The 21,726-nt window shown below is 37.8% G+C and carries 21 protein-coding genes; 11 read left to right on the forward strand and 10 right to left on the reverse strand.

Translation table 11 applies throughout. From position 1 onward, the window contains the following. Positions 1 to 8: 8 nt before the first annotated feature. Genes menA through GGR22_RS10770 form a run of 4 tightly spaced genes read right to left on the reverse strand, consistent with a single transcriptional unit; the run spans position 9 to position 3,913 of the window. Complete coding sequence (gene menA, locus GGR22_RS10755; protein WP_182493665.1) at positions 9 to 956, reverse strand: 1,4-dihydroxy-2-naphthoate octaprenyltransferase; 948 nt, start codon at positions 954 to 956, stop codon at positions 9 to 11. 46 nt (positions 957 to 1,002) lie between these two features. Next, positions 1,003 to 2,517, reverse strand: a complete 1,515-nt coding sequence (locus tag GGR22_RS10760; RefSeq protein ID WP_182493666.1) for a PH domain-containing protein — start codon at positions 2,515 to 2,517, stop codon at positions 1,003 to 1,005. Beyond that, positions 2,517 to 3,035, reverse strand: coding sequence for a PH domain-containing protein (locus GGR22_RS10765; RefSeq protein WP_182493667.1), 519 nt, complete (start codon positions 3,033 to 3,035; stop codon positions 2,517 to 2,519). The genes GGR22_RS10760 and GGR22_RS10765 overlap by 1 nt, the downstream gene beginning before the upstream one ends. Before the next feature lie 38 nt (positions 3,036 to 3,073). After that, on the reverse strand, positions 3,074 to 3,913 hold the full coding sequence (locus GGR22_RS10770) for a 1,4-dihydroxy-2-naphthoyl-CoA synthase (protein ID WP_121376449.1): 840 nt from the start codon (positions 3,911 to 3,913) through the stop codon (positions 3,074 to 3,076). A gap of 70 nt (positions 3,914 to 3,983) precedes the next feature. Between GGR22_RS10770 and GGR22_RS10775 the strand changes: the two genes are divergently transcribed. The 3 genes from GGR22_RS10775 to GGR22_RS10785 all read left to right on the forward strand — a co-directional run bounded on the left by GGR22_RS10775 (position 3,984) and on the right by GGR22_RS10785 (position 7,071). Beyond that, entirely contained in the window at positions 3,984 to 5,093 is a 1,110-nt protein-coding gene (locus GGR22_RS10775) for a C1 family peptidase (protein WP_121376450.1), read from the forward strand. Positions 5,094 to 5,172: 79 nt separating this feature from the next. After that, positions 5,173 to 5,601, forward strand: a complete 429-nt coding sequence (locus tag GGR22_RS10780; protein WP_182493668.1) for a PH domain-containing protein — start codon at positions 5,173 to 5,175, stop codon at positions 5,599 to 5,601. A gap of 243 nt (positions 5,602 to 5,844) precedes the next feature. Continuing rightward, entirely contained in the window at positions 5,845 to 7,071 is a 1,227-nt protein-coding gene (locus GGR22_RS10785; protein ID WP_182493669.1) for a sterol desaturase family protein, read from the forward strand. Here GGR22_RS10785 and ygiD read toward each other — a convergent pair whose 3' ends face one another. The 3 genes from ygiD to menD form a co-directional block, all read right to left on the reverse strand. After that, positions 7,072 to 7,905 (reverse strand): 4,5-DOPA-extradiol-dioxygenase, encoded by an 834-nt coding sequence (gene ygiD / locus GGR22_RS10790; protein WP_182494014.1) that lies wholly within the window; start codon positions 7,903 to 7,905, stop codon positions 7,072 to 7,074. Between the two features lie 186 nt (positions 7,906 to 8,091). After that, positions 8,092 to 8,928, reverse strand: a complete 837-nt coding sequence (locus GGR22_RS10795) for a CvfB family protein (protein ID WP_182493670.1) — start codon at positions 8,926 to 8,928, stop codon at positions 8,092 to 8,094. Between the two features lie 111 nt (positions 8,929 to 9,039). Further along, a complete protein-coding gene (menD, locus tag GGR22_RS10800; RefSeq protein ID WP_182493671.1) occupies positions 9,040 to 10,692 on the reverse strand; it encodes a 2-succinyl-5-enolpyruvyl-6-hydroxy-3-cyclohexene-1-carboxylic-acid synthase in 1,653 nt (550 codons plus the stop codon). Positions 10,693 to 10,789: 97 nt separating this feature from the next. Here menD and GGR22_RS10805 point away from each other — a divergent pair, with 97 nt between their 5' ends. After that, positions 10,790 to 11,290, forward strand: coding sequence for a GNAT family N-acetyltransferase (locus tag GGR22_RS10805; protein ID WP_182493672.1), 501 nt, complete (start codon positions 10,790 to 10,792; stop codon positions 11,288 to 11,290). Between the two features lie 57 nt (positions 11,291 to 11,347). On the opposite strand, the gene GGR22_RS10810 is transcribed toward GGR22_RS10805, so the two are convergent. The 3 genes from GGR22_RS10810 to GGR22_RS17230 form a co-directional block, all read right to left on the reverse strand. Continuing rightward, a complete protein-coding gene (locus GGR22_RS10810) occupies positions 11,348 to 11,938 on the reverse strand; it encodes a glutathione peroxidase (RefSeq protein ID WP_182493673.1) in 591 nt (196 codons plus the stop codon). Between the two features lie 105 nt (positions 11,939 to 12,043). Beyond that, a complete protein-coding gene (gene ccsA / locus GGR22_RS10815) occupies positions 12,044 to 15,217 on the reverse strand; it encodes a cytochrome c biogenesis protein CcsA (RefSeq protein ID WP_379730253.1) in 3,174 nt (1,057 codons plus the stop codon). Between the two features lie 211 nt (positions 15,218 to 15,428). Continuing rightward, positions 15,429 to 15,866 carry a four-helix bundle copper-binding protein gene (locus tag GGR22_RS17230; protein WP_394367920.1) on the reverse strand — a complete coding sequence of 146 codons (438 nt, stop codon included), beginning with the start codon at positions 15,864 to 15,866 and terminating at the stop codon, positions 15,429 to 15,431. Between the two features lie 22 nt (positions 15,867 to 15,888). Here GGR22_RS17230 and GGR22_RS10825 point away from each other — a divergent pair, with 22 nt between their 5' ends. From GGR22_RS10825 to GGR22_RS10855, 7 genes are all read left to right on the forward strand, one after another. Next, the gene (locus GGR22_RS10825) at positions 15,889 to 16,653 is read left to right on the forward strand and encodes a Rossmann-like and DUF2520 domain-containing protein (RefSeq protein WP_182493676.1); all 765 of its coding nucleotides are present in this window, start codon (positions 15,889 to 15,891) and stop codon (positions 16,651 to 16,653) included. Beyond that, on the forward strand, positions 16,637 to 17,164 hold the full coding sequence (locus GGR22_RS10830) for a KdsC family phosphatase (RefSeq protein ID WP_182493677.1): 528 nt from the start codon (positions 16,637 to 16,639) through the stop codon (positions 17,162 to 17,164). The genes GGR22_RS10825 and GGR22_RS10830 overlap by 17 nt, the downstream gene beginning before the upstream one ends. A gap of 33 nt (positions 17,165 to 17,197) precedes the next feature. Beyond that, positions 17,198 to 18,121: a geranylgeranylglycerol-phosphate geranylgeranyltransferase gene (locus GGR22_RS10835; protein ID WP_182493678.1), complete on the forward strand. Its 924-nt coding sequence runs from the start codon at positions 17,198 to 17,200 to the stop codon at positions 18,119 to 18,121. Then, entirely contained in the window at positions 18,114 to 18,707 is a 594-nt protein-coding gene (locus GGR22_RS10840; RefSeq protein WP_182493679.1) for a Maf-like protein, read from the forward strand. The genes GGR22_RS10835 and GGR22_RS10840 overlap by 8 nt, the downstream gene beginning before the upstream one ends. Positions 18,708 to 18,710: 3 nt before the next feature. After that, positions 18,711 to 19,241 (forward strand): mechanosensitive ion channel domain-containing protein, encoded by a 531-nt coding sequence (locus GGR22_RS10845; RefSeq protein WP_121376461.1) that lies wholly within the window; start codon positions 18,711 to 18,713, stop codon positions 19,239 to 19,241. A 75-nt stretch (positions 19,242 to 19,316) separates the two neighbouring features. Next, on the forward strand, positions 19,317 to 21,152 hold the full coding sequence (locus tag GGR22_RS10850) for a BamA/TamA family outer membrane protein (RefSeq protein ID WP_182493680.1): 1,836 nt from the start codon (positions 19,317 to 19,319) through the stop codon (positions 21,150 to 21,152). A 77-nt stretch (positions 21,153 to 21,229) separates the two neighbouring features. Beyond that, positions 21,230 to 21,685: a hypothetical protein gene (locus tag GGR22_RS10855; RefSeq protein WP_182493681.1), complete on the forward strand. Its 456-nt coding sequence runs from the start codon at positions 21,230 to 21,232 to the stop codon at positions 21,683 to 21,685. Positions 21,686 to 21,726 lie beyond the last annotated feature (41 nt).

The raw sequence follows: 21,726 nt of genomic DNA on the forward strand, positions 1-21,726 counted from the left end.
TCTGATTTTTAATTATTTACAATAATATCCGATAGGAAGAAAATAAGACAAAGCGATAAAAGCACAGATAAAAGAAACGTACTGATAGCCAGTTTTTTCAATTCTGGATCGAGCATTCTTGGATCTTTATTTTTGTAGACCGTGATCAAATGGCTTGTCAGCGGGAAATAGGCTACGATAAAAATGTATTGGTCAAACTGAAAGTTATTCAGAATTGCAAAAACAAGCACCAGAATCATAGCTGAAATGACTAGAAAATAATGATATTTCTTGGCTTTTGCACCGCCAATTTTTACTACGATGGTATTCTTTCCTGATTTTCTATCGGATTCTTCATCCCTCATATTGTTGAGGTTCAGCACTCCCACACTTAAAAAACCAATAGCGATTGCCGGAAGGAAAAGCTTATAATCTAATTCTTTAGAATATAAAAAATTGACGCCCAGCGTGCTTACTAATCCAAAAAACACGAATACAAAAAGGTCGCCATAACCGCGATAGCCATAAGCTGTATTTCCTACCGTATAGCGGATTGCGGAAGCAATAGCCAAAATGCCTAAAATCAAAAAGAAAATGGAATAGCCGATATTGTTCTCTCCAAACGCAAAATAAATCAATAAAACGGCCGAGATAAAAGTCAGGACAGACGTAATGATAATGGCTCGTTTCATGGCTTCAGGAGAAATTACGCCGCTCTGTATGGCGCGTTTTGGGCCAACTCTATCTTCATTATCGGTTCCTTTGATACCGTCGCCGTAATCATTGGCAAAATTGGAAAGCACCTGAAGTCCGAGTGTTGTCAGTATGGCAAAGCCAAATAACTGCCAGTTAAAAACTTCGGTCGGCGTTAGCACATTTTCTGTTGGATATGCCAAAGCATACATGCTTCCTACAATTATTCCTGATACCGAAAGCGGCAATGTTCGCAGACGTGCTGCTTCTACCCAATGTTTCATTTTTAGTATTTATTCGTAAATAGTGTTTTCTTTTTCAAAGGCAAAGTTACATCCAATTTTGCTTAGATGTTTCAACCTGATACAGCCAATAGTTGACTAATTGCTTTATTTTTGTAAAATCTCCGAATTTAAAATGTACGTCTCCTGCTGCAGTATGCAATGTAAGATGGCCAACGTCGGCTCTCTTATGCCAGAAATATTGCCTTGTCGTAATTGCCTGTATTTTATAAGGCTCAATAATCTCATGCTCTACATCCCACGCTCCATGCTTGAGTATCACAAAGTTTTCATTGGAATAGAGCCTGTTATTTTTGAATCCGAAATAAATCACGCTGCTAACGAGACCTAAATATACAAAAATCAAAGGGATATAAAATGTGATATTTTCAACTTCCGAAAAGTTTAAAACCGTAAAAATTATACCTAAAAATACGGCCACAGAAAAAATCCTGGAAATCAAATAGCGGAAATTAGGCTGTATCGGAGTTCTTTTTTCTGGAATTTTGCCAAGAATCAGCTTTAGAATTTCATCTCTTTCGTAGCTATTACAACCTGGGACTTCTATCACGTTGCTTTTTTTCTGTTCTTCTTTGGCTTCGTTGCTGGAGGCTTGCTTCATGTTCATGTCCAAAATCTTGAGCTTCTTCTGAAAATAATTTTGGCTGTAGGACGTAATCTGTACTTTATCTGGATTTAACAGCGTATTTTTCTTTGCAAACAAACCGGAGGTTATCGCCAAAGATTGTTTCTGCTTGATCATCTCAAAATCGAAGTGTTTTATAAATGTACGGATGATATTGATCAGCAACACCAAGAACAAAAGTCCGACCACTAAAATTCCTGCCGAAAAATAGCCTGCGCTTTTTTCGAAAGCTGAATCAACTGTTGTTTCGTCGATTTCAAAAGTACTGATAGCATCTTTGAAACTTTGGTAAAGCGTAATCGCGAAAGTAATTAGAAGTGCAATCGTTCGTCCGTAATTGGATGTAATCCCTACTTTAAATAAAGTAGCGTAACTTATTTTAATAAAGGGTTTTGTATTGAAACTAGTATTGGAAATTATTTCTGATTTTTCTTCAGAAACAGCTTCTTCCTTATCGCCATAATCCAACAATCTTTCTTTTAAAATTAGCGCCAAACTTTGGTCGATAGCGCGTATGCTGATTTCTTTTTTATCGCTTCCAGCCGTATCGATATCCAAGCTATAGACACCTATTATTTTCTGAATAATGGACTGATTGATGTTAACCTGCTGGATTTTTGAAAGCTGGATATTAATCTTACTTTTATTGATTATACCTTTACTTAGAACAAATTCCTGCTTTTCTTCGTCCAGAAAAAAAGTAAAGTTTCTGTATTTTAAATAGCCAATCACCAAGGTTAAGACAACCAAAGCTAGGAATCCAAGAGCTATAAGAAGATAATTTTCGGACTTCATCCTGAAAAGAACCACCAAAATCGGCGCCCATAAGGCACGTATAAGGCCTTGAAACGTATCGGCAAACATAATGATGATTCCTGTTACGGATTGGCGCTGTGGCGTCTTAAAATCAAGCTCCATTAGATTTGATTTTGGATTTTCTGCATCAGAAGTTCTTTAATGCTTTCCGCTTTTTCTTTTTCTATTCCCGAAATCTTGACATCGCTCGTGCTTCCTCCTGCCGTATAAATCTGTATTTGTGCCAAGTTGTATATTCGAGAAAAAGCGCCTTCATGCATAGCTACATGCTGAATCCGATTGAAGGGCATCATGGTCGTAGTGGTCGAAAGCAATCCTCTTTTATACAAAATATCTTTTTCTCGTACGGCATAGGCACGTCTTTTTACAGATGCTACAGAACTGAAAAACAAAACTAAAGCAAAAGCCACATAAGAAACACCAAAAATCGAATAGGCCAAACTTTGTTGCATTTCTTCATTAAAGTAAATCAGAGCGCCAATTCCAATTGCTATAATCAGCAAAATAATAGCAATATTGATATAAACGACCTTGATATAATCTTTATGCAATGAAGAAAAATGCACTTCCTCAAATTTGGGAAGCAAGTCTAAGTCTATCGTTTCGTTGGTAAATTCCATTCGGTTTCAGATTGAGGGGTTTGTTCAGCAAAAGTTTGTTATGGAAGGTATTTCTTTTCGAAATTAGGCTTTCTTTTTTCTAAGAAAGCATTTCTTCCTTCTTTTGCCTCGTCGGTCATATACGCCAAACGCGTTGCTTCGCCAGCAAAAACCTGCTGTCCGACCATTCCGTCATCAGTCAAGTTCATGGCAAATTTCAGCATTTTTATAGAGGTAGGCGATTTTTCTAAAATTTCTTGGGCCCATTGGTAGGCTGTATCTTCCAACTCATCGTGCGGAATCACGGCATTCACCATTCCCATATCAAAAGCATCTTGTGCCGAATAATTTCTGCCAAGGAAGAAGATCTCTCTGGCTTTTTTCTGTCCGACCATTTTAGCAAGGTAAGCAGAACCGTAACCACCGTCAAAACTGGTCACATCAGCATCGGTCTGTTTGAAAATCGCGTGTTCCTTGCTTGCCAAAGTCAAATCGCAAACTACATGAAGGCTATGGCCTCCGCCAACTGCCCATCCTGGAACAACAGCAATCACGACTTTCGGCATAAAACGAATCAGTCGTTGTACTTCTAAGATGTTCAAACGGTGCATGCCATCTTCGCCAACATAGCCTTGATGGCCTCTCGCCTTCTGGTCGCCGCCGCTACAAAACGAATAAACGCCGTCTTTTGAGGACGGTCCTTCAGCAGAAAGCAAAACAACACCAATAGACGTATCTTCTTGCGCATCATAAAAAGCCTGATACAGCTCGCTAGTGGTTTTTGGACGAAAAGCATTTCTCACATCTGGACGGTTGAATGCGATTCGTGCAACGCCATTTGATTTTTTATAGGTTATATCTTCGAAATCTTTAACAGTTTCCCAGTTTATTGAACTCATTTTTATATTATTTTAGCGTAAAAATAAATCATTTTTCACAGACTACGAATAAACAAAAATTAAAATATAAATGAGACAGATTTTCTTACCTATTGCCTTACTAGCATTCGCCTTTTCGGCTTACTCACAAAAGTATGAATTCCAAACCATTAAAGACATTGAAGCGACTCCCGTAATTTCTCAGGACATTACAGGAACCTGCTGGAGTTTCTCTTCTACTTCTTTTTTAGAGGCCGAAATCATACGTGTTTTAGGAAAAAAAATCGATCTTTCTGAGATGTATAATGTACGTAATACGTATCCAAAAAAGGCTTGGAACTATGTCATGCGTCAAGGAAAAGCGCAATTTGGCGAAGGAGGATTGAATCATGACGTAATCAACAGTGCTATGGAATTTGGTATCGTTCCTTTGACGGCTTATTCCGGATTGGTAGGAAGCGCTACAAAGCATGACCATTCAAAAATGGCGAAAGAATTAGAAGATCTGTTGAAGAAATATGCGGATCCTTCTAAAAAGCTAGATCCAAAATGGAAAACGGATGTTGAGGCAATCCTTGACAAATACATGGGTGCGAATGTAACTGAATTTACCTATGACGGAAAAAAATATACGCCAAAGAGCTTTTTGGAAATGACCAAGCTGAATTTGAAAGATTACATTACGATTACTTCGTTCACAAACGAGCCGTATTATAAGACATTTATCCTGGATATTCCAGATAATTTCTCTAACGGAAGCTTTTATAATATGCCGCTGGATGAATTTGTACAGAATATAGACAATGCTTTAGACAAAGGGTATACCTTGGCTTTGGATGCTGATGTGAGCGAAAAGACTTTTTCTGGAAGAAACGGAATTGCCGTAGTTCCTGAAAACGATGCCGATGAAAAAACAATTTTGACCGAAATCAAGCCGGAGAAAAAAATCACGCCAGAATTCCGCCAGCAAGAATTTGAAAATTACAATACAACTGATGATCACTTGATGCACATCGTCGGGAAAGTAAAAGACCAAAACGGAAACATTTATTACAAAGTAAAAAATTCATGGGGAACGAAAAACCTAGGAAATGACGGTTACGTTTACATGAGCGTTCCTTATTTGAGATTAAAAGCAATTTCTGTCTTATTGCACAAAGATGCCCTTCAGAAAAAAACTAAAAAAGATTTAGGAGTTTAATACTTCTATCTTAAAAGAAGGATTCGGGATTTTTCAATCCCGAATTTTTTTGTTTTATATATTTTCCTAAATTTAAGACATGAAAAAATTTAATACCGACTATCATCTCCCTACTGTTTTACTTTTATGGCTTGTGGTAGCCTTCCTAATTGCTCTTCCTTTTATGACGCCTAACGACATTGAAGGAACTGTTTTTATTCCGATTATCATTTGTGCTGTTTGTGCTGCATTGCTTATCTGGATTTTAGTAGATACTAATTATCGCCTAGAAGGTTCTTATTTAAAATACAAATCTGGTCCAATCAGAGGAAAGATTGATATTTACAGAATCCATACCATTGAACACCAAAAAGGCTGGATGATTCAGTCGAACCTAAAACCGGGTTTGGGTTCGAAAGGACTCATCATAAAATACAACAAATATGATGACATATACATTTCTCCAAAAAAGAAACAAGCCTTCATCGATGCGTTACTAGAAATCAATTCCCATATTGAAATAAAATAGAAAAACTGTTAAATTTTGCCTTCCAGAAATTGAGCAATCCCTAATTTTGAAAAGCATCTTTTGCTTAATGTTCAGCAAATGTTTTTAATTTTTCTTCTTTCCGTAAATCAGCCCAAAATTTAGGCTATTTATCAACAGCGGTTGATAAGTCGTACTGCAAGATTTGGAACTTTTTTTGATAACTTTACTCTAGAAAAGTTTTAAAAATGAGCTATTTAGAATATTAATTTTCAAAAAAGAATTATGGAAAACATTAATTTTCTGGCATTTGCGATGCCGGCCTTTTTCCTCTTCGTATATTTAGAATACAAATTGGCGCAACGTAGAAAACGTCCTGAAATATTCAATTATGAAAGCTCGGTTTCCAATATCAGCATCGGATTGGCAGAACGGCTCATCAATCTTTTTATCGCGGCAAGCTTCTACCAGCTTTTTTATCATATTTACGAACATTACAGAATCTTTGATATCCCGAGCACTTTTTTGATTTGGGTAGGATTAATCCTCGCCACAGATTTTGTTTGGTATTGGTATCATAGGCTTGGGCATGAAGTAAACTTTTTTTGGGCCGCACACATTGTCCATCATCATAGCGAAGAATTTAACTTTACGGCCGCCGCAAGGATTACCACTTTTCAAGCAATTATCAGAACCGGATTTTGGTGCATTCTTCCTTTCTTAGGATTCCATCCAAAAATGGTCATCACGATGCTGATCGTTCATGGAGCCTATTCTTTTTTTACGCACACGCAAGTCATCGGCCGCATCAAATGGCTCGAATATGTTTTCGTGACGCCTTCTGTACACGGCGTCCACCATGCTTCTGATGAAAAATACTTGGACAAAAATTATGGAGACATGTTTACTTTTTGGGACAGGATCTTCGGCACATTTCAGGAGGAAGAAGAAAAGCCTAAGTACGGACTGACGCATCCGCTGAAAAGCTACAGTTTCTTATGGCAGCATTTTCACTATTATTTTGAAATTTATGAGCTTTGGAAACGCTCCAAAGGATTTCAAGCACGTTGGAATGCGGTATTTGGAAGTCCAGCTGCAATGGACCAAGATATCCGGCCGATGTTAGAGAAAAAATTCCTTCAAGACAAAACCGACAGGAGCCATCGCCTAAAATTCAGGAATTACCTTTACATACAATTGGCTATCAGCACTATCGTCCTGACTGGCTTTACGTATTACTTTGGAAATCTGAGCTTTTATGACAAAATATTTGGGCTTTCCTTTATCATGATTACGCTGATCAACTGCGGCGCTCTGCTAGAACAGCGAAAATGGATTTATTATCTTGAATATTCAAGATTGTTCATCCTTACAACTTATTTGTTGTATGTAGAGAATCTTGCTGAGTATTTCCTAATTCCAGTGATTATTATGGTTGCTGCAGAAAAGATGTTCTCTTTAAGTCGAAAATATCAAAATCTAGTCCTTCAGTTAGAAACAGCCGAAAGATAATCAGCCTATTTTCACGGAAGTCATGTTTAATGAGCCTCCAACCAGCTTATCGTTAAAAAAAGTCGTATTTTCTTGATTGTCCTGCAAAGCAAGCGAATACAGCAGCGGATAGTAATGATCTGGCGTCGGAATTGCTAATTTCGACGCTTTATTGAGGTTTTCATAGTCTATCAATGCCTTATGGTCGCGGTTTTCTATTCTCTCTTTAAAAACCTGATTCATTTCTATAGCCCAATCAAAACCATATTCGGGTTCCTGTAATTTATTCCAAGCCACCATACGAAGGTTGTGTACCATATTACCGCTTCCTATGATGAGCACGCCTTTTTTTCGCAATGAGGCAATCTGTTTTGCCAAATCGTAATGGTATTGTGCCGGTTTTCCATAATCAATGCTCAATTGGAGTACCGGAATATCAGCCTCGGGATACATATGTCGTACGACGGTCCAAGTTCCATGATCTAATCCCCAGTCATGGTCTAATCCAACATCGGTAGAATGGATCAACTTTGTCGTTGCTTCGGCCAATTCTGGATTTCCTTTTGCTGGATATTGTACGTCAAAAAGAGCTTGCGGAAATCCTCCAAAATCATGGATGGTTTTCGGATTATTCATTGCAGTAATGTGCGTTCCTCGCGTCAGCCAATGTGCCGAAATTACCAGAACGGCTTTTGGTTTTGGAATCTCCTTCCCCATCTTCGCCCAATTCTGTGAAAACTCATTGTCTTCGATCCCGTTCATTGGCGATCCGTGACCGATGAACAATACGGGATGTTTAATATCTTCTTCGCTTAACTCTTGTGTCCAATTATAAAAAGGCTGTAATGATGCCATAGCTATTCCTCCTGTTACTGTTTTAATAAAATCCGAACGTTTCAAATCGTATAATATTTGTATATACAAATGTATAAAATAGTTTTTAATAAACCTTAATTTGAAGTTAATAGCTTTTGAAACGAAAAATAAAAAAACGCTCTCTTAGAAAAGAAAGCGTTCGTATAGTTTATATTGATGCTTTAATTACTCTTTTACCAAGTAGATTCCATCTTCTTTAATCTCAATCTGTTTCTGTTTATACAGCACGCCAATAGCCTTCTTGAAGGTTTTCTTGCTCATTCTTAAGACAGACTTGATATCTTCAGGATGGCTGGCATCGTTCAAGCGAAGAAAACCTCTATTGGCACGAAGCTCATCTAAAATCTTTTCTGCATTGGGCTCAACGGCTTCAAAACCTTGTTTTTGCAAAGCAACATCAATCTTATTATCTGGACGGATTGCCTTGATATATCCGCGAAGCCTATCGCCTGTACGGATAGCATCATCGTAAACTTCATCTTTATAAATCAAGCCTTTGTGCTGCTCGTTGATAATAACGTTGATTCCCAATTCTGTAATGTGAGAAACGATCAGATCGACTTCCTCGCCTACTTCAACAGTAAGATTATCGTTATTCAAGAATTGGTTTGTCTTGCTCGAAGCGACCAAACGATTCGTTTTCTCATCCATATAAAGATAGACGAGATAGCGTTTTCCTTTCTCCATCGGACGGGCTTGTTCTTTAAACGGAACCAGAATGTCTTTTTCCATTCCCCAGTCCATAAAAGCACCGATTTGGTTGGTGTAATTCACTCTTAAAAGTCCAAATTCATTCAGCAGTATATAAGGCTCTAGAGTTGTAGCCACAGGTCTTTCTTCGTGGTCAAGATATACAAAAACAGTAATCTCTTCGCCTATTTCGAATATTTTTGGCACGTATTTATTAGGCAGTAAAACGTCTTCTTTTCCATCCGTCAAAAACAAACCGACTTGTGTATCTCGGTCAATTGTCAACGTATTATATTTTCCTATTTCAATCATTTTTTAAAGTTGCAAAGTTTCTAAGTTGCAGAGGGCAAAGGTACAAATGTTAAATGTAAATAGTGTTATATCAATCAAATTAAGACTATTGAGTCCTTTTGAAACTGAAAACTAGACCAATTCCTTAAAATACTGCAATAAAATCTTATCATTTTCTAGCGTAGGCGTAAAAACCTCTAGAATTGAAGGTTTATTACTTGCGTAAAATTCTTTTAGGCTATTTCCTAAGCCCGTTTCTTCACTTGCCGTAAAATAATCAAATTGATACATTTTAGCCAAATGTTCTCCAGTCAGGCAATGAGAAGTTTCAAAATAGGTATTGAAAACCGGCGTTTCTTGATGTCCTGGAAGAATTCTGAAAATGCCTCCACCTCCATTATTAAGCAAGATTATCTTAAAGTTTTTCGGAATATAAGTATTCCACAATGCATTGCTGTCATACAAAAAGCTTACGTCTCCAGTAATCAAAATGGTTTCTTGTCCGCTTGCCAGCGCTGCTCCTATTGCTGTTGAGGTACTTCCGTCGATGCCGCTTGTCCCTCGATTGCAAAATACAGCAATTGTCGGATCGATATCAATCAATTGGGCGTATCGAATTGCAGAACTATTGCTGATCTGTAGCTGGCTGTTTTTTGGAAGGCTCGGAATTACTTTTTCAAAAACAGTAAAATCTGAAAATGGAATTTTAGAAAGGTATAAATCATGCTTTTCTTTCCTAAACTTCTTTAAATCCTGTGCTTTTTGGTTATAGTCGGAAATTACGGTAGAATTTGATAGAAATTGTTTCAGAAATTCGTTAGGTTCTGCTACAAAATGTTTACTCAACGTACCAAAAGTATCATACGCTCTCAGCGTATCGATGTGCCAATGTGCTTTAGGCCTGTATTTTCTTAAAAATGCTTTTATTCTTTTCGATACGACCATTCCACCAAAAGTCAGTAAAATTTCTGGCTGGAACTCTTTAAAATCATCATCTGTGAAAGGCGTAATTATAGTGTCGATATTGTTTATAAAATTCGGATGGTGCAAATTAGAAGTCGTTTCGGTCATAACGACTACCGACGGATCATTGGCCAGATGGTGTATGATTTCTTTGTCAATAGCATTAGGATCATTGACTCCAACCAAAACTAATTTCTTTTTAGAAGTATTCCATTGTGAAATAAATGAGCTTATATCTTCCTCAGAACTTGGGCCTTCAAAAGTAGTTTCTGAAATAACCGGATTTATCGAAAGCTCAGAAACCGTTTCGTACAAAGGTTCTTCAAAGGGAGCATTGATATGAACTGGGCCTTTTTTGACAGTTGCCAAAGTTATGGCGTCTGCAATTTTAAGGTCGTTTTCCTGCGACGCTTCTTCAGTTAAATTGGCATTGTAAAGGATATGATTCGCGTATACATTTTCTTGGCGAATGGTTTGTCCGTCTCCAATATCGATTTTATCATGAGGCCTGTCGGCTGAAATCACCACCAAAGGAATCTGACTGTAAAAAGCTTCGGCGATTGCAGGATAATAATTCAGTAACGCAGAACCTGAAGTACAAACGATTGCCACCGGCTTTTTGGTCTGTTGTGCCATTCCCAAAGCAAAAAAAGCAGCACATCTTTCATCAGCTATGCTGTAGCATTTGAAGTCGGGATTGTTAGCAAAACCAATAGTTAACGGGGCATTTCTGGAACCTGGAGAGATTACGATATCGGTAAGTCCTTTGGCCTTGCAGATTTCGAGTATGCTTTGCGCCAGAGGTATTTTTGGATAAATCATTCTGTAGTATTTCAATACATCAAAGGTACAAATTACAAAGGCTTTCCGTACATTCTTGGCAAGTTTTTCTATCTTTGGAAGTGAAAAAAATCAAGACATGGAAAGCCGTATCAGACCTGCAAAAATTGAAGATATAGAAGGCATTTTAGAAATTGTAAATGATGCTATCCTAAACACAACTGCCATCTATGATTATGACGTCCGGACTTTGAACGAACAGCTGATTTGGTTTGAAGAAAAACAGGCTCACGGTTTTCCAATTCTGGTTGCTGTTGATGAAAAAGCGAACGTTCTAGGGTTTGGGACATATGGCGATTTCCGTGTGAAAATCGGCTATAAATTCACGGTTGAGCATTCTGTTTATGTAAAAGATGGACTCTCTGGCAAAGGAATAGGAAAACAAATTTTATCTGAACTGATTGATACAGCCAAAAAGCAAAAATTGCATACAATGATCGGACTGATTGATGCAGAAAACGTCGGAAGTATTGCTTTTCATGAAAAATTCGGCTTTGAAAAATCAGGTGTTTTGCGAGAAGCCGGATATAAATTTGAAAAATGGCTGGACGTACAACTGATGCAGCTGATCTTAAAATAAAAAAACTTCCAGAGTTTTGAATTCTGAAAGCCTTAGTATATAAAATTTTGAAAGTCTTTATGCTTTAACCCAGTTTACAATTTCTGGATCTGTCGGCAATGTTTTTGGAGAAATCACTTTTACCAATTCCCCTTTTTCATTGATGAGGTATTTTTGGAAGTTCCACTCTACTTCTGAATCTTGCAATCCATTTTTAGATTTCTGCGTCAGGAATTTGTAAACTTCGTTCATGTCATCGCCTTTCACGGAGATTTTCTCCATCATCGGAAAGGTCACGCCATAATTTCTTTGACAGAAAGCGCCAATTTCTTCATTCGTTCCTGGTTCTTGAGACGCAAAATTGTTAGCTGGAAAACCTACAATTATAAAGTTTTTGTCTTTATACTGATCATAAATCGCCTGCAAATCTTTGTATTGCGGCGTTAATCCGCATTTTGAAGCGGTATTGACAATCAGTATTTTCTTTCCCTTCAAAGAAGCGAAATCGAAATCCTTTCCTTCTAGGTCTTTTACCTTAAACTGGTAGATATTTTCTTTGGCCATTGTTTTATTTTTTTGCGTTGGTGCTTTTGCTTTTTTCTCTTGTGCCTGGTTCTGCTGGCAGGCAAAACAGCTTATGAGTGCAAAGGCGAAGGCTATTTTTCTCATTGTTTTATTTTTTATAAAATTAGATAATTAGGAAATTCCTTCCGTCTAAACTTTTGTTAAATAAAAAGCCCATAATCAAATTATGGGTTTTTCTATAGCAAGTATTTAACTTCTTAAATATTTTTTCTGCTTGATGTATGCCAAAATCGAAATCAAGGTTATAATGCCAAAAGACACAAAAACAAAATTAGGCGTAACTACTTTATCTCCGCTCGCATACGAGTGCAAACCTGTCAAGTAAAAGTTTACTCCAAAATAAGTCATCATAATCGAATAATAAGCATACACACTAAATACATTGAAAATCCAAGTTCCTCTTAATCCAGGAACCAATCTTGCGTGAATTACAAATGCGTAAACCATAATACTGATCAAAGCCCAAGTTTCTTTTGGATCCCAGCCCCAATAACGTCCCCAACTTTCGTTTGCCCATTGACCACCCAAGAAGTTTCCGATAGTCAACATTACCAAACCAACAGTTAAGGTTAATTCAGTTATGTAAGTGATTTCTTTTATGCTTAATTCTAATTTTTTGCTGTTATTTTTATTGGCAAAAATCATCAATAACAATGAAACTAATCCTAAAATCATTCCTAATGTTAAGGGTCCGTAACTTCCCACGATAACCGCCACGTGAATCATCAGCCAATATGAATTTAAAACCGGTTGCAAGTTAGCGATTGCTGGATCCATCCAGTTCCAATGTGCGATCATCAAAATCATCGATGCCACAAAAGCCGTGGAAGCCACTGTCAATTGTGACTGTCGCCCAAAAGCCAATCCGAAGAACATTGTTGCCCAGCCCACATAAATAATTGATTCATAAGCATCACTCCAAGGCGCGTGCCCAGAAATGTACCAACGTACAATCAATCCTGCAGTGTGCAAGACGAAGAAAAATGCAATTAAAATGTGGAAGAATTTTACCGTGTAATTAATGAATTTGTTGTTTTTGAAAATCTTTATAATAGTAAAAAGCAACATGAAAATTCCGGCCATCATATATAAATAGTACAATTTCTTGAAGATATCATACTTGTTATACATAATTTCTGAATTGATTTTTTCATCACTCGGACGCACATTTTTTCCATATTTTTTCTGGAAAAGCTCAATGCCACTTAAAATTTCATCAGCTTGTTTGTAACCACCAGTAGTTCTTGCTTCATCTAAAAATCCGATGTAAGCCGGAAGCACGTTTCTTGTGTAAGTTGAATCCACGCCAGTAAGTCCAGACTCATTTAATTCTAAAGGAGAAATCCATTTATTTCCTTTATCAAACGGAACCGGAAAAATTTTCAAAATTCTTCTGCTCAAAGCCGCGCTCAAAAGCACTACTTTTTTATCCACTTCAATAAAATCAGTCTGGAATTTATTCGGAACTGCCGCTTTTTGCGCTTCATCTAAATAAGGAGACAATTTATAATTTCCTTGTTCGTCAAAAAAGTTGATGAACGAGACATATTTCGCCTTGCTTTCCACTCCCAAAATTTTATGCAAGCTGTCATTGTGTTTCTCCACAAAAATAAAAGGAATATTTACCCAAAACTCAGGATATTGTGACATTGACAAGAAAACTTGATCAGAATTTAATCCTCTATATGTATCGCTGTGGCTCACTTTTCGAAGCAATTCAGACGAAAAAGTATTGATTGGCTTCATCCTTCCGCCGTCATCTTGAATTACCAAACGACCAAATTTAGCCGCGTGTTCTGGCTTCACTTTTATTTTGGTCAAAAAAGTATCAATTTCAGCTTCCGTCGGCATTTTTATTGGTGCTGCCTTTTTAGCAGAAGTTGTATGCTGATGACCTGGAGCTGCATGGTCGTGGTTGTGCTGTGCGAAAGTTCCAACGCTTAAAAACAATAATAAAATCGTCATCAATTTCGCTTTTTTCGCTTTAATTTTATCTAATTTTTTCTTCACTTCGCCAAATCTTGAATTTTTATCAAACATAATTGCCATCAACCCTATATATAAAAGGAAATATCCTATGTAGGTAATCCAAGTTCCCCAGAAATCGTGATTGACAGAAAGTACCGTGATATTTGGCTCGTAAGCATCTCTCAAGTGATTGTCTGTATAATCATACGAAGCTTGGAAAAATCGATAACCGCCATGATCCAAGACATTATTCATGAAAATTTCATAGTCATAAGGCTTTTCGTCTTCCACAGTAATCTTGCTTTTAAAAGCAGAAAAACTCTTTAAAGTTCCAGGATATTTATCAGCGATAAAGTCATTCAGCTTAATTTTAAAAGGTAATGTATAGACCTTACTTCCGAAGAATAATGTGAAGTCAAGGTTGCCCAATTTAAATGATTGTGGTTCGCCCATTCTTCCTTTTGAACCAATTAAAGTCACATCTTGCGATTTTCCGCCTGATTTTATTGTAACAATCAAGGCATCATCGCTCTTTTTATCTTTGTAATCATTGTTAGATTCAAAAGCCACTTTTCCTTTAATTGCAGGATCTGGAAACACAAATTGCGCGCCTCCTACATTATATAACGAACGAAACATCAAATCTTGAACGGTATCTTTAGCAACAGAACCTTGCAATTTATCAGCCATCCTCATGAAACTTCCGCCAAACGGAGCCTGAAAAGTATATTTATCACCTGATTTTGAAATATTTATAGCGCCATCAGTCGGTTTATTGAATGCAAAAAGCAAGTTGTGGATATTTTGAACTTCACCTTCCTTTAAAAAATGTTCATGACGCGTTCCATCTCCAGATTCTACTAATTTGATGTACGTATCTCCGTTTGCATCTTCCTTAATTGTTTCTGAGGCATTCATCACAAAGTCTTTATACACAATCTCATAAGGTGTTTCAGCAAACTTTCCGTCAATAGAAAAATCGTTATTCGCTTGTGGTGAAAGCAATAATTCTTTCTCTTCAGCTTTGCGTTTCATTTCGCCTTTATATTCTCCGTCAACAAACACATTCAAGAACGTTTTATCTGAGAAAACTTGGTTCTCAGACTGCCCTTCTGCGATTGACATCATACCTTCAAAACTGATATAACGCGTCCAAAAAGCGCCTATTAAAATAAAAATAAAAGACAAGTGAAGCAATAAAGTTGTCCATTTCTCTTTTTTGTAAAGCTGATAACGCTTGATGTTTCCAAGGAAATTAATCATAAAAAGAAGCATAATCGCCTCAAACCACCAAGTGTTGTAAATCCAAAGTCGGGCAACATCAGTATTGTAAGCATCTTCAACAAAGGTTCCGATTCCCATTGCGACAGCAAAAACAATAAATAGGACAGCCATTAAACGGGTGGAAAATAGGAAGGAAAAAATCTTATCCATGAGAGTGGAATTACGTAGTTTAAAAAGTGCCACAAAAGTAAGGAAAAATGTTTGATACAACCATTGTTCCTGCTCCTGCGTTTTCGTAATTCCTTGTTAATTTTTTCTAAATAGAATTGAGTTTATGCGTTTGCATGAAATTTGCGACTTAATTATCTTGCTGTAATATCACTTACCATTTAAAACTACAAACAGCGGCACATTTTCTACAAGCTTCAGCGCATTCTTTACAATGAGGATGATGGCTGAATTTTTCACATTCCAACGCACAGGCCGTACAAATCTTGGCGCACAACTTCATCAAACCGCTGGAAAAGGTAGAATTTCTCGAACAAAACTTAACGCACAATATGCATATCTCTGCGCAATCACGGCATAAGGAAATACACCGCTGATGGTTCTTGTCGTTCATTTCGATGCAGAGCGCGGCACAGAGTTCGCAGGCACCAAAACAAGCCAGGCAGACTTCGACAGCTAATTTAAACTTCTTCATACTCTTCTTCATTAATTGGCTGTCATAAATGTAGCGATTTAAACGCAAAGCCTTTCGTAAGAGTCTGTTAAACCTTTTTCGAAAACTTTCAAATAAAAACACTGCAATATATTTCATAACTAATCCCTAAATTAGCGCCATGATTAAAGCAACTGTAATCGGTTCCGGGAATGTGGCACAGCATCTTATCCAGGCTTTTTTGAAAAGCGATGCGATTGCGCTGCAGCAGGTTTTTTCGAGACAGAAAGAAAGCGTATTGCATTTGGTTGACGATTCCAAAATCGCTACTAACTGGCAACAACTTTTAGAATCGGACATTTATATTATTGCTGTTTCCGATAGCGCTATTGCTGAGGTATCGTCGAATCTTCCGTTTAAAAACCGATTCGTCGTACATACTTCTGGAGGTGTTCCTTTAGAAGAATTGGATTCCAAGAACCGTAGAGGTGTTTTTTATCCGCTGCAGACTTTTACAAAAGACAAAGAGGTGGATTTTTCTAAAATACCAATTTGCCTTGAAAGTGAAGTCGATGACGACTATACTACATTAGAAGATCTTGCCGAAGCGATTGGTGCCAAGCATTATCTCATCAGTTCTGATCAAAGGAAATCGCTTCATGTGGCCGCTGTTTTTGTGAATAATTTTACGAACCATCTGTATCAAATTGGCAAAGAAATTTGTGCGGAACATCAGCTTCCGTTTGAAATATTAAAGCCTTTGATTGCAGAAACGGCCGAAAAGGTTCAACATCTCTCTCCTCTTGAAGCGCAGACGGGACCGGCAAAAAGAAACGATCAAAATACGATACAGGCACATTTGGCGTTACTGACCAACAACATGCAAAAAGAAATTTACAAAATACTAACCCAATCCATTCAACAATCCAATGTCAAAAAGCTATAAGGAAATCATGAACGACATCACGACTTTTATTTTTGATGTCGATGGCGTTCTGACCGACAGTTCTGTCCATATCACCCCAACAGGCGAAATGCTACGTGTAATGAATATCCGCGATGGCTATGCTATGAAAGCAGCAGTAGAAAGCGGCTACCACGTCTGCATTATTTCTGGCGGCAGCAACGAAGGCGTCCGAATCCGATTGCGAAATCTTGGAATTACAGACATCCATCTAGCTTGTCCTGACAAAGTGGAAACTTTTAAGGAATATATCGAATTATACAACATAAAGCCGGAGCAGGTTCTTTATATGGGCGACGACATTCCTGATTATCATGTCATGAAGCTTGTGGGATTGCCTACCTGTCCGCTGGATTCGAGCCCAGAAATTAAAGAAATCTGTAGCTATATTTCTCATAAAAATGGCGGCCGTGGTGCGGTTCGCGACGTTATTGAGCAAGTGATGCGCGTTCAAGGAAAGTGGATGCAATATTTTAACGGAAAACACGATTAATAAAAACAAGAACACATTCTAAATAAAGAAACCATGTCTTTTTTAAAACTGATACGTTATCAAAATCTTATCCTGCTTGCGCTGATGCAGCTGGTTTTCAGATATGGCTTTTTGGAGTCGCAATCTATTCCTTTGGCTTTAAATGACTGGCAGTTTGCGCTTTTGGTGCTTTCAACAGTATGTATCGCTGCTGGCGGTTACCTGATTAATAATATTTTTGACAGAGGAACAGACGAAATCAATAAACCACAAGATATCGTAATAGGAAAACAGATTTCAGAATCTATGGGATATAACATCTATATTGCATTAAATGTTGTAGGTGTAGGAATTGGCTTTTATCTTGCCAATGCCATCCACAAATCAAATTTCGCAGCCGTGTTTATTATCATAGCGGCTACGCTTTATGTGTATGCTAATGGCTTGAAGCAAACTTTGCTGATTGGTAATATCATCATTGCGTTATTGCTTTCTCTAAGTATTCTGATTATCGGAATTTTCGATCTGCTACCGATGATTGTTCCTGAAAATCAAGCAAACATGGGCGTTATTTTTGGAATATTGATTGATTATGCTGTTTTCGCCTTTATCATCAATTTCATTCGGGAAATTGTCAAAGATTTAGAAGACGTGAATGGCGATTATAATCAAGGAATGAATACGCTTCCGATTGTGCTTGGCGTTGCTAGAACGGCAAAAGTAGTGCTGGGATTGAGCTTTATTCCTTTAGGATTGATCATCTATTATATCAACGAACATTTATTCTCGAATAATTTATATTACGCTTCTGGATATGGTTTTGTGTTCATTCTGGCCCCGCTGATCTATTTCACAGTAAAAATGTTTGGGGCAAAAAGCCAAAAGGACTTTCATCATCTGAGCAAAGTATTAAAGCTTGTGATTTTCTTCGGAATTCTTTCTATTGCCGTTATCAATTTCAACATCAAATATGCTTAATTCTCACTTAAAAGAATATACCATCCTTTTAGCATCGGGCTCGCCAAGAAGACAGCAGTTTTTCAAGGATATGCACCTCGATTTTGAAGTGCGCCTGAAAGAGGTGGAAGAAATCTATCCCGACCATCTTAAAGCTTCTGAAATCACGGATTTTTTAGCAATCCTAAAAGCCGAAGCTTTCCAAGACGAATTAGGGCCTAAAGATATTTTGGTCACCAGCGATACCATTGTCTGGCATAATGGAAAAGCATTGGGAAAACCAAAAGATTACGACGATGCATTTAATATACTAAGAGCTTTGTCGGATTCAACCCATGAGGTATACACTTCGGTCTGCTTCAAGCACAATGGCACAGTAGAAGTTATTAACGAAGTTACCAAAGTCACTTTTGGTACTCTTTCCGATGAGGCGATTGCTTATTATCTGGAGAATTTTAAGCCTTACGATAAAGCAGGAGCTTATGGCATCCAAGAATGGATCGGCATTGTCGGAATTAGTAAAATAGAAGGTTCTTACTCGAATGTTGTCGGTCTTCCTGTCCATAAAGTTTATGAATATTTTACTAACTTTGGGAAAAACCGCTAGAGAATGTCCTTTTTTGAAGAAAACACGCCTAAAATCATAAGCACCATCATCTTACTGGTCTGCGTAATGGTCATCCGTTTTATCATTACTACTTTGATAAAGCGTTACGCCAAGCATGCAGAAATCAACGAACACCGCGCGATACTGGTCAGCAAGTACATTAGCATCGTAATCATGGCGTTGACTCTGGCTGGAATTTTTATCATTTGGGGCGTCCGTACGAGCGACATCTACTTGGCGTTTACTTCGGTTATTACCATTATTGGCGTTGCTTTTTTTGCGCAATGGTCTATACTGAGCAATATAACTGCCGGAATCATCCTTTTCTTCTCCTTTCCTTTTAAGATCGGCGATACGATCAGGATACACGATAAAGATTTTCCTTTTGAGGCAGAAATCGACGACATCAAGGCTTTCCACACTTATTTGAGAACCAAAGAAGGCGAGCTCGTCACTTATCCGAATAATCTGCTGCTGCAAAAAGGCGTTTCTATTGTAAATACGACGCGAGAGGAAAAAGAATTCACAGATTAGCTGGAATTGGCTTAAAAATTGATTCCTATTTTGTAACTTCACAAATCAAGGTAATCCCAAATTGTAAAATTGCCAATGCTCAGAAAATTAAAATTCTTTTTATTGCTATTGACAATCAGCTGCTGTCAAATGTCGCATGCGCAAGAAAAGCCGGCCAAAAAGGATTCTTTGCGAGGCTACCGCAACATTGAGCGCTATTCTAAAAAAAGAGGATTTACCAAGTTTCTCCACAAACTTATCTTTAAGCCAGTAGATTCTAAAAAACCTAAAAATAAGCCGAAAGACAAGGTCGTGCTTAAAAATTATAGCGAATACGAAGGAAAAATCATCCGAAACATACACATCACTACGCTCGATCCGTTTGGTTTTTCAGAAAAAGACTCGACCAAAAAAGCACGAAATGGTTTTGAACGATTCGGAAACAGAATTCATATAAGATCCAGCAGGCTTACCATAAAAAACCTGCTGCTTATCAAAAAAAATCGTCCATTGGATTCGCTTTTGGTGAAAGAATCAGAACGTTTGATCAGAAGTCAGAGGTATATTCGAGCCGTGGACATCACTACAAAATTTGCAGGAGCAGGCTCGGATTCTGTCGATGTTTATATCAGGGCGCTCGATTCTTGGAGTTTGATTCCGAATGCTTCAGGTTCGACATCCAAGACTACTTTTGAGCTGACGGAGCGCAATTTCTTAGGAACCGGACACGAACTAGACAATACGTACAGGCAACGATTTGATAACGGGAGAAGCGCCATCAGTACGCGATATACTGTTCCCAACATATTAAATACTTATATCCGAACATCGCTTGCTTATAGCGTCGACGAACATAATAATTACTCAAAAAGCATTACGGTCGACCGGCCTTTTTTCTCTGCTTTTGCAAAATGGGGAGCTGGAATTTATATCGCCCAAGATTTCAAAGTTGATTCGCTGCCTGATGCAACAGGCCGATATGGACCGCAGAATTTTAAAGTCGGTACACAAGATGCTTGGGTCGGAAAATCACTTCAAATTTTCAAAGGAAATTCCGAAGAAGACAGGACCACTAATTTTATCACCTCTTTTCGATTCTTGAGAAGAAATTACAGTGAATTCCCTACTCCTGCTTATGATAGTCTTAAGTTTTTTTCTGATGAGAACTTCTATCTTGCGGGTTTTGGTGTGACTTCGAGAAAATTTATCCAAGACAAATACCTCTTCAATTATGGCATTACAGAAGACGTCGCCATCGGAAAAGTTTATGCGCTGACGGTAGGGTATCAAAACAAAAACCATATTAATCGTTTGTATCTTGGCGGTCGTTTTTCATTCGGGCAATATTTCAGATGGGGCTATTTCAGCACCAATGTCGAGTATGGCACTTTTTTCAGAGGTCCGATTACCCAACAGACTGTTTTTTCGGTAGAAGCGAATTATTTCACCAACCTTATCGAATTAGGCGATTGGAGATTGAGGCAGTTCGTAAAACCAAAACTCGTGATAGGGAATAATCGTTTTCCAACCATTGCAGATAGGGTAAATCTTAATGAAGAAAATGGTATTCCAGGATTTAACAGCTACAAGTTGCGTGGTACAAAAAAAGCTTCCCTTATGTTACAAACACAATCCTATTCGCCTTGGAATCTTGGAGGATTTCGTTTTAATCCTTTCCTGACCTATACAGTAGGAATCTTGAGCAATGAAAATAATAACTTGTACAAGGGAAAAGCATATTCACAAATAGGAATCGGAGTGCTCATCAGCAACGACTTCTTGGTATTTAACACTTTCCAATTTTCTTTCTCTTATTATCCTTCGGTACCAGAAGACGGGAGCGGCAATATGCAGACCAACTCTCTTAAGACAACCGATTTCGGAATGCAGAATTTCGAGTTTGGAAAGCCCGAAACCGTTCCGTATGAATAGTTAAATATTTCTTAATAAAATCTGAGTGGCATAGTTGTTGGATTTCGATCAATATAAGAACCTAAAAAAATGCAGCTATGAAAACTCTAAAATTATTAATCGCAGGATTTGGCTTATTTGTGGCGAGTTCTCTACAAGCCCAAGTATCAGTAAATGTAAGTATCGGAAGCCGTCCAGACTGGGGGCCTGTCGGATATACCGAAGCGAATTACTATTATCTTCCAGACATTGAAGCCTATTATGATGTAAGAGCTTCTAATTTTATCTACATCAGCAATGGAAACTGGATTAGAGGCAGATACTTACCAGCCAGATACAGAAATTATGATCTTTACAACGGCTATAAAGTTGTATTAACAGACTATCATGGTTCAAGGCCTTATGCACATTTTAATACGCATAGAGTAAAATATTACAGAGGCAACAGGCCACATACGGTAGTAGTAAGAGATGTCCACCATTATCACGACAATCACAAGCACTACAAAAAACACAAAGCAAAAAAACATCACAGACATCATCACGATGACTAGATAAATTGAGAGCCAAAGGCTCTCTTTTTTGTTAAAGTCGT

The organism is Flavobacterium gossypii (genome assembly GCF_014138495.1).
Classification (GTDB): Bacteria; Bacteroidota; Bacteroidia; order Flavobacteriales; family Flavobacteriaceae; genus Flavobacterium; species Flavobacterium endophyticum.

Bases quoted from the DNA above. Each gene is read 5' to 3' on its own strand.
- menA (WP_182493665.1), bottom strand. From the start codon at position 956: ATGAAACATTGGGTAGAAGCAGCACGTCTGCGAACATTGCCGCTTTCG.
- GGR22_RS10760 (WP_182493666.1), bottom strand. From the start codon at position 2,517: ATGGAGCTTGATTTTAAGACGCCACAGCGCCAATCCGTAACAGGAATC.
- GGR22_RS10765 (WP_182493667.1), bottom strand. From the start codon at position 3,035: ATGGAATTTACCAACGAAACGATAGACTTAGACTTGCTTCCCAAATTT.
- GGR22_RS10770 (WP_121376449.1), bottom strand. From the start codon at position 3,913: ATGAGTTCAATAAACTGGGAAACTGTTAAAGATTTCGAAGATATAACC.
- GGR22_RS10775 (WP_121376450.1), top strand. From the start codon at position 3,984: ATGAGACAGATTTTCTTACCTATTGCCTTACTAGCATTCGCCTTTTCG.
- GGR22_RS10780 (WP_182493668.1), top strand. From the start codon at position 5,173: ATGAAAAAATTTAATACCGACTATCATCTCCCTACTGTTTTACTTTTA.
- GGR22_RS10785 (WP_182493669.1), top strand. From the start codon at position 5,845: ATGGAAAACATTAATTTTCTGGCATTTGCGATGCCGGCCTTTTTCCTC.
- ygiD (WP_182494014.1), bottom strand. From the start codon at position 7,905: ATGGCATCATTACAGCCTTTTTATAATTGGACACAAGAGTTAAGCGAA.
- GGR22_RS10795 (WP_182493670.1), bottom strand. From the start codon at position 8,928: ATGATTGAAATAGGAAAATATAATACGTTGACAATTGACCGAGATACA.
- menD (WP_182493671.1), bottom strand. From the start codon at position 10,692: ATGATTTATCCAAAAATACCTCTGGCGCAAAGCATACTCGAAATCTGC.
- GGR22_RS10805 (WP_182493672.1), top strand. From the start codon at position 10,790: ATGGAAAGCCGTATCAGACCTGCAAAAATTGAAGATATAGAAGGCATT.
- GGR22_RS10810 (WP_182493673.1), bottom strand. From the start codon at position 11,938: ATGAGAAAAATAGCCTTCGCCTTTGCACTCATAAGCTGTTTTGCCTGC.
- ccsA (WP_379730253.1), bottom strand. From the start codon at position 15,217: ATGGCTGTCCTATTTATTGTTTTTGCTGTCGCAATGGGAATCGGAACC.
- GGR22_RS17230 (WP_394367920.1), bottom strand. From the start codon at position 15,866: ATGAAATATATTGCAGTGTTTTTATTTGAAAGTTTTCGAAAAAGGTTT.
- GGR22_RS10825 (WP_182493676.1), top strand. From the start codon at position 15,889: ATGATTAAAGCAACTGTAATCGGTTCCGGGAATGTGGCACAGCATCTT.
- GGR22_RS10830 (WP_182493677.1), top strand. From the start codon at position 16,637: ATGTCAAAAAGCTATAAGGAAATCATGAACGACATCACGACTTTTATT.
- GGR22_RS10835 (WP_182493678.1), top strand. From the start codon at position 17,198: ATGTCTTTTTTAAAACTGATACGTTATCAAAATCTTATCCTGCTTGCG.
- GGR22_RS10840 (WP_182493679.1), top strand. From the start codon at position 18,114: ATGCTTAATTCTCACTTAAAAGAATATACCATCCTTTTAGCATCGGGC.
- GGR22_RS10845 (WP_121376461.1), top strand. From the start codon at position 18,711: ATGTCCTTTTTTGAAGAAAACACGCCTAAAATCATAAGCACCATCATC.
- GGR22_RS10850 (WP_182493680.1), top strand. From the start codon at position 19,317: ATGCTCAGAAAATTAAAATTCTTTTTATTGCTATTGACAATCAGCTGC.
- GGR22_RS10855 (WP_182493681.1), top strand. From the start codon at position 21,230: ATGAAAACTCTAAAATTATTAATCGCAGGATTTGGCTTATTTGTGGCG.